The sequence below is a fragment of the Sphingobacterium sp. Ag1 genome (genome assembly GCF_000988325.1).
Classification (GTDB): domain Bacteria; phylum Bacteroidota; class Bacteroidia; order Sphingobacteriales; family Sphingobacteriaceae; genus Sphingobacterium.
Window position 1 is genome coordinate 12593 of the sequence record NZ_LBGU01000020.1, and the last position, 13119, is coordinate 25711.

The 13119-nt window shown below is 34.3% G+C and carries 8 protein-coding genes; all 8 read right to left on the reverse strand.

The window, feature by feature from the left end; translation table 11 throughout:
• Positions 1-10: 10 nt before the first annotated feature.
• The 8 genes from AAW12_RS02650 to AAW12_RS02685 all read right to left on the reverse strand — a co-directional run bounded on the left by AAW12_RS02650 (position 11) and on the right by AAW12_RS02685 (position 11368).
• The gene (locus AAW12_RS02650) at positions 11-2197 is read right to left on the reverse strand and encodes a peptidase domain-containing ABC transporter (protein WP_084823053.1); all 2187 of its coding nucleotides are present in this window, start codon (positions 2195-2197) and stop codon (positions 11-13) included.
• A 33-nt stretch (positions 2198-2230) separates the two neighbouring features.
• Entirely contained in the window at positions 2231-3439 is a 1209-nt protein-coding gene (locus AAW12_RS02655) for a glycosyltransferase (RefSeq protein WP_046672069.1), read from the reverse strand.
• The gene (locus AAW12_RS02660; protein WP_046672070.1) at positions 3436-4299 is read right to left on the reverse strand and encodes a hypothetical protein; all 864 of its coding nucleotides are present in this window, start codon (positions 4297-4299) and stop codon (positions 3436-3438) included. Before AAW12_RS02660 ends, AAW12_RS02655 begins: the two co-directional genes overlap by 4 nt.
• A 13-nt stretch (positions 4300-4312) precedes the next feature.
• The gene (locus tag AAW12_RS02665) at positions 4313-5803 is read right to left on the reverse strand and encodes a hypothetical protein (RefSeq protein ID WP_046672071.1); all 1491 of its coding nucleotides are present in this window, start codon (positions 5801-5803) and stop codon (positions 4313-4315) included.
• Between the two features lie 5 nt (positions 5804-5808).
• Positions 5809-8457: a hypothetical protein gene (locus AAW12_RS02670; protein WP_046672072.1), complete on the reverse strand. Its 2649-nt coding sequence runs from the start codon at positions 8455-8457 to the stop codon at positions 5809-5811.
• A gap of 21 nt (positions 8458-8478) precedes the next feature.
• Positions 8479-9294, reverse strand: a complete 816-nt coding sequence (locus AAW12_RS02675; RefSeq protein WP_046672073.1) for a GLPGLI family protein — start codon at positions 9292-9294, stop codon at positions 8479-8481.
• 57 nt (positions 9295-9351) lie between these two features.
• Positions 9352-9609: a hypothetical protein gene (locus AAW12_RS02680; protein ID WP_046672074.1), complete on the reverse strand. Its 258-nt coding sequence runs from the start codon at positions 9607-9609 to the stop codon at positions 9352-9354.
• Positions 9610-9730: 121 nt separating this feature from the next.
• Positions 9731-11368: a vitamin K epoxide reductase family protein gene (locus tag AAW12_RS02685; RefSeq protein ID WP_046672075.1), complete on the reverse strand. Its 1638-nt coding sequence runs from the start codon at positions 11366-11368 to the stop codon at positions 9731-9733.
• Positions 11369-13119 lie beyond the last annotated feature (1751 nt).

Genomic DNA, 13119 nt, shown 5'->3' on the forward strand with positions numbered 1-13119 from the left:
ATCATAGTTATTAACTACCTAATTCGAGTTGATTTTTGACCAATTCGTAGTAACTACCACGCAATACGGTCAATTCATGATGTGTTCCCTGTTCTACTACAGCTCCTTTTTCAAGTACAATAATATTATCTGCATTTCTTACGGTACTCAGTCTATGAGCTACAACAATGACGGTGCGATTAGTAAAATACTGATCTAACTTCTGTACGATTTCTTTTTCATTATTGGCATCCAAGGAGTTTGTAGCTTCATCCAAAAATATGTAGCTTGGATTTTTATAAACCGCCCTAGCGATCATCAACCGTTGCTGCTGCCCCTGACTTATACCCTTTCCTGCTGTCCCGATTTTGGTCGCTAGACCAAAAGGTTCATTGGAAATAAACTCCTCCATATTGGCTACGTTAATCGCATTAGCAAGAAGCTCTTTATCTGCAAATTCATCATTAACAGCAATATTGCGCTCAATAGTGTCGGCGTATACATAATTTTCCTGAAGTACAAATCCACAGCTATCTCTCCAGAGTCCAAAATCGATCTGATCAAGTTTCTTCCCACCTACCAATATTTCTCCTTCCTCTGGAAGGTAATAACGTAAAAGAAGCTTAATGATGGTGGTCTTCCCACTACCACTTGTGCCAACAATCGCTGTCGTTTTCCCCTCAGGAAAAACCAGATTGAGCTTGGTGAAGATAGGATCATTTCCTGCTCCAAAGTATCGAAAGGTAAGATTTTTGATTTCAATCGTTTTGCTATTGGGTAACTGGGTGAGAAAGTCTTTCTGAATATTTTCTTCTTCTTCAGCTCCATAGATCTCATTTAGTCGCTCTAAACTAATCTTGGCATCCTGATAAGACTGCATGAAGCCTAACAGGGATTCAACCGGATTACTGACCATCCCAACAATATACTGGATAGCCATCATGCCTCCAAGCGTAATCTCACCGTCAATAACTGCTTTAGCACTGATAAACGTTATGAGGATGCCTTTTGCTTGATTGATAGCCATGGAGCCGATCGACTGATACTGAGACAGCGCTAGACTCTCAACTTTAAATTTGAACAGTTTAGCTTGTAGCCCCTCCCATCCCCATCTCTTTTGCTTCTGCGCATTATTAAGCTTGATATCCTTAATACTCTGAATCATTTCAACCATATAAGTCTGATTTTCGGAAGCGATCTTAAATCTCCTTTCATCCAATTGTCGGCGGTACTTCATGAAAGCTATTATCCATAGGGTATAAAACACTGTAGCAACAAAAAAAACTAAAAAGATCGTTTTATTATAGATCACCAATAAAGTACCGAATATCAACATATTAACGATTGAAAATAAGGTATTAAGCGTACTTCCGGTAAGAAAGGATTCAATACGCTGTTGATCTGACATCCGTTGCATGATATCACCATGAGTCTTTAGATCAAAGAAGCCCATCGGCAGTTTCATGATCTTAATCAATAGATCAGTCAATATGGATATATTGACCCTCGTACTAATATGGAGCATAATCCAGGAACGGATAAAGGCTACTGCAGTACTCCCTACAAAAATCATCAGTTGGGCAATCAAGATCAGATTAATAAAACTGATGTTTTTAGTGTTGATACCAATATCAACTACAGACTGAGTCAAAAACGGTGCGACCAAAGATAATACGGTTCCTAGTACCATACCTAGGATAAGCTGAAAAAATAACTTTTTATATTTAAAGAAATAGGTAAAAATCTTCCCCCATTCCAGGTTCGGCTCCAGTTCCTCTTCATCGATCTGATAAAAATTCGGTCCAGGACTCAACAACATTGATAATCCTGCATGAAGTTCTCTCGTAGAAAACCAATTTCTAGAAAATTCCTTTTCTAAATATACCATTAGTCCTGCTGAAGGATCAGAAACGTAATATCTCCCGTTTTTGATTTTATATAGCACGACAAAGTGATTTTGATTCCAATGCAGAATACATGGAAGTTCAACTTCTTTCAACTGCTCTAACGATAAACGTACACCATATGTACGGAAACCTAACTTTTCCGCAGCCTCACTTATGCCTAACAGATTAACACCGTTCTTAGTGGTTTGACAAAGCTTTCGAATTTTATGAATAGAAACTAACTTTCCGAAATATTTAAAAATAATTCGAAGGCAAGTGGCGCCACAGTCCATTTGATCCATTTGTTTATAATGTGGAAATTTTTTAAACACAAAAACTAAGTTTATAATTGAAATTTATATGATTTAAAAAGCTCTATTCAAGGGCTTCTTTTTACGAACTTCCACTTCTCCCATATATTGTAAATCCCTATTTACAACATGATCATTATTTGCATGCCTACGATATGCATACAATGGAGTATTAATAAAACTAACATTCTCATATCCTGCAATTTCCAACAGTGGAAAATATAACGCCATGTCATAAGGCATTTTAAAATAATTTCCAAAACTATCTTTCAAAGTTTCCAACTCTGGATCCTGATTAACAAGCTCTCTAAATAATTTATATTTAAATGATCTTACATGTGACAACTTCCAATTACTATTTCTAACATCGGCAAATTCGTCTGCCGTATACGAAAAACCAACTTTTTCAAATTCATTTATATACGTCATAGCTCCATATATAAAACTTACATTTTTCTTATTATATGCATTATTCAAAATATTTAATACATACTTGTGAGGTAAAATATCATCTGCATCAACAAGACATATAATATCTTCGTCATCAAATTTCTCCGTTAACAGTAATTCTACTATATTTTGCAAGGCATATTGTCTAGTACTATTACTTATTTTAAAAATATGACGACTTTTTGGAATTAGATCAGCACTATTATCATCAGAACAATCATCGATATAGTGAATTTTAAATTGCTTATGCTCTTGCCTAAGTATAGAATTAGCATTTTCTCTTATAAAAGCGCTTACATTTCTAAACGGTGAGATGACATGGATTTGATGTTTGATACTTTCAGAGGTGTTCAATGATAACATAAAATTATGCTTTGAAAATATCTTAGTAACATCTATCAATTTTTTGAAAGCTATTTCTTTAGAATTATTTATTAAGGAAATAACAAAATGGAATAATGGGCGAAAAATGAAAAATGAATTTACCGCCGAAAAAGAATCAATATAAATAATATCATCATTCACCACATACCCTTCACATTTTTCAAAGAATTCAACATCCTTATACAAAAAATTAATAGATTCCTGTGCGATATCTAGTATTATCTTTTCCAATTTATGAAGATCCATCGCCTGAAGGAATGAAGAGTTTTTCACAAAAAAAACAACATCTTCATTCTTTCCATCTGCATAACAAAGGGCTTGCTCAAAATAATCGTTTATGTTATCCCAAGTATTTGGTATAATTTCGTATATATCAGGAATTGCTTCTGAATGACCTGTAGGATCCAAAATGGCTGTTAAAATTTTCATATCAATAATTCGGTTTGTTTAAATGTCAAAGATTTCAAATTGTTAGCTAAAAGAAATATAACATCATATTTCTGAATAAAATCAAATAATTCTATCGAAACATAATTGTCTTCATTAGGATTATATAAGTCAGCAACTTTTATTAAACTGCTCGTTACTTGATTCTGAATTTCGATTGATTTTATAATTTCCGTTACACAATTAACCCAATATGGATTTGCATATTGCTTTGAAATTAACTGTAAATAACATAAAGTTATTTCATCTTCAGCGTTAAAATCATCTGGTTCCATTTTTTGATAAAAAAAAATTAAATCTTCCATATGATTATAAAAAGGAATTTCAATTTCCTTTTCATTAAAACAAGTCGTTACTAAATAGCTAAATTTCAACAGTACCCTGGACTTTGCTAAAGGCGTCAAGATTAAAGAATTCTCAGATAATGTACTTAATGTTTTATCGACTAAGAGTTTTAAGCATTCAATCAAAGCAAAATGTCTATAAATATTATATGTCTTTGATTTATTTAATAAACGTTGTTGATAATATGAAATTAATTGCAAGAGCTCTTCTATAGTGGTTTCACTATTTATTACTGCTTTAATGGTTAATTTATAAATGAGATCATCCACGTCGTAAAGGATTTCATCAACGTCAAAAACTAAGATTTTGTGTTTAATCAAATATGATATCAACCAACCTGCGCCTAATAATCCATCTGAAAAAGAATAATTATCAATTAGCATAGCCTCTTCTACAAAAGAATCTAACAACATCTCATTAGTTTCTTTATTTGACGAAACCAAAAATTGTGATAACAATTGATAAGTAGTAATTTTTCTATTTTTAACATGATTCATTTCTGATATACATTTAGGGTAAAAGAAAGGTCACTCCAACAGCTTCTTTTGTTAAAGCTAATTTGTGATACTCATTATTTAGATAATGTGCTAGAAATTCAGCGTCGAGTAATAAAATTGAACACTCATCTCTTACACTACTAAACTTACCGATGTTATCTTCCAACAACTGAATTTCTAACATTTTTGAAAAAGCTTCATAAAACAATAGATCAATTTTGTAATTTTTCGAGAATAAAAAAACATGATTGATTTTACTACTTGATAGTATCCCAAGTAACTCATTACTATTGATTAACTGCGTTAGCGGAATTAATATAAATGACTTGTGATTGCTATTAGTCATTTCATTTAGTAATGTGTTTCTTAAAGTTATGCTGGTATTTATAGTTAACTTTTCATTTATGCTTTTTGATAATAGCCGAACATCTATATTAAAGAATTTTTGGATATAATTTCTGTGATTATTAAATATGCATATCATTTCAGAATTTGCTTCTTCCGTTTCTAGAAAGATTACTTTTTCAGGGAAAGATATTCTTTGATCATCCAATTCTTTCCTTCTGGATTTTATTCGTTTCACAATCTCGTAACTGCATGAGGTATCTGGAATATTATCTAATGTAAAATCATACCAAGGATCATAGTTAGTATACTCTACTTTTCTAAAATGTCTATTTTTATCTTCTATTTTACCAGAATAGTGCTGGATAGCAAATTTATTCCAATCTGATATTGCATTATAAGGCCACGAGAAACCCATCTCTGGATGTATTTCAACTTTTTTACCTTGTAACCATAAGTTCCATAGAACTGCCCACATATCCGAACACCAAGCTTGGATTCCTTTCTGCCTACTTCGATATCCTTTTTTTTCAGCATATTGATCTTCCCACAATTTGGTATTGTAAGAATTCATCAAAATGAATAAGTTCTCAGAATCTTCCTCAACTTTCTTCCAAAAATTAGCAGTGATACCTTTTAAAATATATTGTGCCCCCCCCGTATTTCCATCTTCTCTATGCAATTTTTCTTTACTTAATCCTACAACACTCAACATATCTTCAAGAAGTTTTTCAGAACCGACTGATCGGACATAATTCATATCTAGATAATCTCGTGTATCCGATACATAGCAAATATCATTTTCATTTATATCCTTTATCTGAGGTATTCTCGAAAATAAAATATCTGAATCATGATACATAAACGTTTCTGATGCTAATTCAGGGTGTTTTAAAAAATGTTGTTTTAAAACATTTGGCCGCACAGATGAACTATATTTAGGTTTTATACGTAAATCTGGATATGGATAAAAATTTGCTAAATCACTATTAGACGCCATAAATTCCTCACATTTAGGATTTAGTCCTACTTTTGGACTATACGCGATCAGCACCTGTACATCCTTTTTCTTAATCCCTAAAGAATGAAAATTACGCAATTGTATCTCCAATTGCCACCTAAAATAAATACTGTCTGGTTGAGCTGATATATATAACATAAACACTAAATTTTAAATCGCATTGCTATCAGAAACTGTCTTGGTCTGAGTTCGAAATAACTCTGTATAAGCTCATAGTCTGAGGAAAATTGCTGCAGATAGTTTTTATTATTCAAGATATTAGTTGCTGTCAGCTCTAAATCGGTACGCCAATGGCTTAGCCTGAACCGATAAGTTGCGTCCACAAAATACTGACTCTTTTGTGCCTTGACATTATTTGCATATAATGAATTGGACAAGGTGATCAAATGTCGATCATGGGGGGCTATTACCAGATTAAAAAAATGATTGTTATACAACAACTTATTGCGCTGTCCAGCGGCCAATCTATTGTGGGTCCGCCCCATGGCAACTCGGTAATCTCCAGAAATTAACGATGAAGACGAATTGACCAACTCAAGTGTGAACGACTGACTGCTTACATGTTGTTTGACCAACTGCTCATTGAGCAAATAATCTGAGGTACTCCAACTGAAATTTCCGTTTAACTTTGCTACGGTTTTGATACGAACAAATAGTTTGGAAAATCCACCACTGATCCCATGCGACAGGCTCTGTGCATCTTGATTAATAATATTGGTCGCGCTGCGTCCTATACTGTCCAATACCGTACTAAACATATAGTCACGCCAACTTTTTCTGAAATTATACCCCAGATTGGCAAAGCTTGCCTTCAAGGTATTTTTATACGCATAATGCATTCCAGTACTCAGCTCTTCATTCTTGAGTAGGCGTGCATCATACTTTTGGATACTGCGATACTGACTAATGATGTACCCATTGTAGAAATTGTCGAGTCCACCAAAATTTCGACCTCCACTCAGGTTTGTACTGATCGTATTTTTTCCGTTAAACAGATAAGACACCGAAGCAGACGGGTTCCAACTGCTCCGCAATTCATTTTTCAGACGCTGTACACCCTGTTGTTTGACGTTATAGTGATATTGACTGAATGGCAGATTGAAACTGTATTTAAACTTCCGCACTTCTTTTCCAATTTGGAGCGCCACCCGCAGCTGCACCTGCGCGCTATTCATAGCATTGAAATAACCGCTATCCAGGACGCGAATGTCATCTTGATCATGCAGCTCGATATAGCTGTTTAACGTACTGTTGTTGTAATTCAGGTTGATGCTAGGGGAGAAAGTCCAAGTTTTGATCTTGCGTGATAAACTCAGGCCATTTTCAAAATTAAAGCTCTTAAATCGAACGATCTGTCCAATCTGATCATAGGGCATCCCGCCATTGAGCAACGATTCAAATTGACCGGGATTGACCGAAAGACGTTGGGGTGTACTGTGCCACTCTAAAGTAGACGTGATATTGACCAACTGTTTGCCTATAAAACGGCCGAGTGAAAAAGAATTGAGAAAGGCTTCGTCTGAGAATTTTTTGTCCTGCTGTATCGGGATATCTTCATTAAAAAGAATATTGCCGGCACTGTTGTTCCAATGTTTACGATAATTGGCACTGTTGCTAAAAAAAACGTTTGACTCGTTCTTTTCGACCAGCATACCAATATTCAACTCATCGATACCATAGCGATTGTCAACGACCTCCTGATTGTGGATCACTTCGTTATTTGTAAAATATTGTGTTGACGTTGTTCCTTGCAGTTTTCGATTATCATGGAAATAAGAAAAATTACCTTTGACTTCGAAACCATTCTTTAACTTTTGAATCACATTGCTGCTCATTAGAAAGATCTGGTTTTTCAACCATTTTTTCTCATCGAAACCAGGAGTGGCTACCTCCCGAATGGAGAGATAGGACGGTCCTTCTGAAAAACGAGATCGGGCAGTAAAATATCCAGTACCTGAATAGAATGGTTTTAGCTGCTGTGACACATCATCACCAACATTGTTCGTCTGAAATGAATTGAGCATCTGAAAGGTCTTGGCAAATGTCATTGGCGTAATATTAGCATCCCAAAGTCCGGGGGCTGCCCCAAGACCTAGTTTACCGATACCTGTTGTGGTAAATTTCTTAAGCTGCAAATTAAGGGTGGCTCGATTGGAAAGGACCAACTTATCCAACATTTTGATAGGTTGATGATTTTCAAGGATCTGGACTTTCATAACCGCATCTGCTGGAAGATTTTGATTGATAAGGCCGTAACGTCCGCTCATCATGTCCAAACCATTGACCCGATACTGTTGAATAGGTTCGCCTTGGTAAAAGATCTGACCGTTACGCATCTCTACGCCCGGAAGCTTCTTGATGATATCACCTATTACACGATCTTGCGCTCCCGTAAAAGAAGCTACATTGTAATTGATCGTATCTTTTCGGTTGTACACTGGCACATCCGACACCTTTACCTCTTGTATTTTCCGCACCTCACTTTTCAAAATATAAGCATAGTTTGCAGTCGCATTGGCAACATGTACGCTATGTTTGGCATAACTGAGATGATTAAAATCCAACTGTAGTGAATCTACGTCGCTAACTTTAACAGTAAGTTTGAAGGCTCCACTTGCGTCACTTTTTGAAAAGTTCAATAAGGCTGCAGAACCGATCTTCTTATAAGACACAGTGACATTGGCGATCGGTTTCTGATTTTCGTCGAGTAATTTGCCTGTAATAATGGTTTGCGCAAGGGAATGGCCACCTATCCAGATAAATATGATGGTGAAAAAGAGTTTAGCTAGCATAGCGTCTATTTGCACGTCTCATTAATGCCGCTCGATATGATTATTATCTGTTTTCATTTCTGCACGGATATTTATTTTACTTTCGTCAGATAATATAGCTCCGGTCAACAGCGCATATTCAATCATATTATCTCTTAATTTTTGCCTTTCCTTATAAAAATTAGCTTTTGTTGTCTTTTGGATAATAAGGTCTGGGCGTAATTGATCGAAAGTGGCCGATATACTGTTTACTTTGCTTATGGAGGCCATATCGAATGTGAAATATTTATCCTGATCTGATATGGATAACACTAATCCGGGTAGTCCACAAAACTTATACGGACCATCTGAAATCGGTATATCCATAGTGAACCACGCGACCCATTTTCGCCCGCTCCACACCGTCGTCGCTTTTTGACAAACAAAATGATGCATATGCGCAGTGTCTGGATGTATTTCCCATTGCATGTCTGCCTTATTTTCCTCGTAATAGGACAGCTCATTATTTCCATTAAACCTCACCCCGTTAATGGGATCGTAAGTGGAAATGATATCCCCGCGTTTTATAATTAAAAAGTTATTGGGTTCTATACGACCATAACTGTAGAAAAGCATATTACTGCCATGTGCCAGTGCTAACGCTGAATCAGCTTTAAATTTTGATAGGGTCTGAAAATGACTTTCTTGCTCGCCGATAGTCAATTGTGTAAAAATACTTTTTCGTGAAGCATTGGATGTACTATCGTTCTGATAAGTAAACTTATACATGATCTTCATATCGAATGCCGCTGGTTTGACCTGAGCCTGAACGGTAAATTGAAAAAATAAAAAAAATAGTGAGTAAAATAGTATTTTCATAATACGTTGCGTTAGACATTATAGAAGAGTCAAGCTAACCTTGACTCTTCTTATTAATTAAACCAGATCCACTGCAGGAGGATTACAGCAACTTTCACATGCTTGTTTGATTTGTTCAGCTGTAGGATTATTTGTTACAGATACAAAACAGTACTTACCACTCGAACAGTTACAATTATGATTTGTGGTTACCTTCTCCGTAGTAATGCCGCTGCTGGTTCCAACTGTATATCCTCCCAATACATTTTTCAATTGTTCACGAGATAATTGATCTACCTCATTTAAGTTTAAATTTTTCAATGAAATTTTTTTCATAATTTTATTTATAATTTTTCGAAACTTGCTATTCACTTATTCCCGAATAGCATAGGAAGACCTTTTACAGAGCGTCTTCTGTTGCCCGAGATCATTTGCAACTGGCTCGGGCTTTCTTTCTCTAGAAGAAGTTTTTTAAATCCTTAATACTATAGTGATCAGGAAGTTCTTTTCCATTGATAAATAAAGTTGGAGTAACTCTAATCTTCATATCTTCACACCACTTACGCATAGCAAGTATTTTATCTCTTTGAAGTTTCAACTCACCATTCATAGGATATTTTGACGCAAATACTCCATAATCTTTAACTGGAGACATATACCAGGCATCTAATGCTTCGTATACTTTAGATTTTCCATACTTTTCTTGAATAGCTAATAAATGCGCTACGGGAGCAGTTTTTATATCCTCATCACCTCCAGAAGCCATGAATATAATTCGAATCCGCACATCTTTATTATTTCTGATGATATCCTCTAATTCAGGATGAGCTTTGGAACAAGGACCGCAATATGGATTACAAACTTTAATAATTTCTGTACTAGCATGCTCATCTCCAATCAATATCCCTAAATCATCACTAGTAACGGTAACTGCATTACTATTTTGGAGCAAAGAATTAAAAATGGATGGATTGTAACGTAATTTCATCCATTTACTTCTATATTCCTTACTATCATTTGCTCTTTTAATAATTGGAATTGCAAAGTAACCTAGCAACATTAAGGTGAGTCCTAAGAATAAAACTACAAGTACGTGGTGTGAGTTTATTTGTGAAAAATCAATTGAATGATATTGAAAATAAAGAATTGAGATGAATAAATTAATAATTATTAACCCTTGGATTAGAAGGCATAATGGACACCATTGTTTCACAATACGCCACTGATAATATAAAGAAAATACAATATATGGACTCACCAAAATAGATAATACTGTCCATATAATAAGATTACTAGTTTGTCCAATATAAATTACCTGGCTAACAAAAAAACTCAAAAAGAACGAAAAGCCCCAAAGAGACCAGGAAATACCTAAGAATGACGATTGCTTAGAAGAAAGCACAGAGCTACAATTTGATTTTTTGCCAAATGAACCACATACCTCTCTCACAAATGAATCGTGTGAATTAATATCGTATCTAATCAATAAAGAGGACACCAACATACCAATAAAACTAGTGATCAGAAATGCAGAACCAACAAAAGTTGACAAAGAAAATCCCCGTATCAATACGGTACAAATCGACAATGCAAAAATAGCAGCTAACAAAAAGATCGGCAGAAGTTTGATAATCTGACCTGTTTTTTCTAATCGTTTATTTTCTAAATAATTAACTTCATCCTTGGCTCTTTCTCCATCTAGCAATAAGATGATTTCTTTGTCAATTTTTTCAAAATCTGTAACAGCTGTATTAACTACCTGCTGAGTCACTGGATCTAAATAAGCCACCCCTAATTCATCTACCTTCGTCACAACAGTAAAGCTCGGACTTGACCAACCTTCTTTTTGTATAGAGCAAACAAATGGAGTTTCGAATTCATCATATTCATGACTTCCTTTACGAACTGCCATACTTGCTATACCATACTCCGCTAAAACATCTTTTAAAGAAAGTAATGATGGATACTCAATATGAGCCTCGAAGAGATTTAGAAGGTTTAATTTAGAATACTTAATCTTAATGCTGTCTAACACAAATGCACAAGTATAATTTAGATCACTATTTTTACCTTTAAAAAAAGTATTTTTATTCATAAATCAAGCATTTATTTTGGTTAAAAAGTATAAAAAGTAATAACTAGCGTTACTACAATTTAAACTTATACTCTAAATTATATATATGTTATCAAATATTAAAATATTAAATTAAATCAATCGATTGCGTAAATTTTAAACAGAAAATAAATTGCACAACACTCACATTCCCAGCTAACTATTTTAATGCAAGAAAACCTTTAAAAGCAATCAAATAGATTGAAACTTCTTATTTTCATATTTTTTTTCTTTTAAAATAAAAACCGATATAACTTTTGCTAATACCCGAATCACTATAATTTAAAAGCAGGAGAATAATAGCATTTTGCTTTAGCTCATTTCAAATTTTGAAATAGATGACGCATTTTCCAAGAGGTTTTCCTGCTTTTGGAAATTAAATTGTATTGTATGATGGTAACTTTCGGATCAGATTGGAAATTAACCCTACCAAATCATGCGACACTCGACCAATTAACACCTCATACAACAACTACTTGCATTTACCAGATAATGGTAAGGCGGAATAAGAAAAAAATCAACAACGCAAACAAAAGGCACTTATAACAAAGAAATTAACGAAAATTATCATTTATTTTTTCCAAAAAGATACAGATGGAAATGTGATCCTGATCTTGAAACTAGATAATCAGCAAAAAAGCTCTCGTAAAAGAGAATCTTTACTCTGCAATTTAATTCTTCATGGCTAAAACCATATCTCTCGAACTAGCTTCCAAACCAAACTTAAACATATGATTCGCTAGTACTCTACCTATAGCTTTGCAGAACACTAATTATTTTAGATACTATTTATACGAATTGATCGATTTGGATACTTTCCAGTCATTGCCCACACGCTCCAAATTAACTAAATCTGTTTTAGTGAAATTCTCAAATTTCAAAGCCACTTTAGCGACCATATAGTCTGCCGATTCTTCTAAGATGTCGGTGCTTACTGTACAATTCAGCTTCCTCCTTTTTGCTTTTTCAAGGATTTAACCACTTCGTTGCGGCGTTAGACTGTGCATTGGAAACTTGGATCTTTTGATTAAAATCTTCAGCGACTAACTGCTCTACTCCTGCTGATTCTCCCTCCGTAGTGACCGCAACATAGTGCTCTAAAGCGAAGCATGCTGTGGAAGATCGATTAAATTTTTTCGTGATAAATTTAATTTAATTCCCAAAAATTACATTTTTTCGAATGAAAAAAAATCCAAAATTATATTTTTTTTCGATAAACACAGTTAACAGAACAACAAGTTAAACTTCCTTTAAAAAAGTAAATTAACACATATACTAAAAAACTAATTCCCATAAGTTAATTCAAAAAAAACCTTTAATATTTATAGTTATACAAAACAATTAACGTGAAAATATAGACAACGAACTGAAAAACAAAACTTACAACGCTGCGTACTTCTAAAATACTTTATTGAAACAGTTGCCCTCACATCAAGTTATCAAAAATAATTTACTCCAATAAAACTATTTCAACTCGACAGCTGTTCTTACCATACAAAGCGGCTACAAGCTACCTTTCGAAAGAAAGGTTCGACATAAAAATTGGCGTCGTACAGTGAAAATCCAAGAGTCTTTAAAAACATTGGATGACGAAACAAAAAAGAGGAAACGATAGGAAACATAAAAATTACTGTACAACTAAACGCTAAGAGAAAGGGTCTGATGAGAATCAGGCCCTTTTGACGTAAGAAAAGCTAGATCTCTCGACCTGGCTTCTAAACTAAACTGAAACG

What these genes read in the sequence shown, in the direction of transcription:
- AAW12_RS02655 (WP_046672069.1), bottom strand. Translation starts at nt 3,439, where the DNA reads ATGAAAATTTTAACAGCCATTTTGGATCCTACAGGTCATTCAGAAGCA.
- AAW12_RS02660 (WP_046672070.1), bottom strand. Translation starts at nt 4,299, where the DNA reads ATGAATCATGTTAAAAATAGAAAAATTACTACTTATCAATTGTTATCA.
- AAW12_RS02665 (WP_046672071.1), bottom strand. Translation starts at nt 5,803, where the DNA reads ATGTTATATATATCAGCTCAACCAGACAGTATTTATTTTAGGTGGCAA.
- AAW12_RS02670 (WP_046672072.1), bottom strand. Translation starts at nt 8,457, where the DNA reads ATGCTAGCTAAACTCTTTTTCACCATCATATTTATCTGGATAGGTGGC.
- AAW12_RS02675 (WP_046672073.1), bottom strand. Translation starts at nt 9,294, where the DNA reads ATGAAAATACTATTTTACTCACTATTTTTTTTATTTTTTCAATTTACC.
- AAW12_RS02680 (WP_046672074.1), bottom strand. Translation starts at nt 9,609, where the DNA reads ATGAAAAAAATTTCATTGAAAAATTTAAACTTAAATGAGGTAGATCAA.
- AAW12_RS02685 (WP_046672075.1), bottom strand. Translation starts at nt 11,368, where the DNA reads ATGAATAAAAATACTTTTTTTAAAGGTAAAAATAGTGATCTAAATTAT.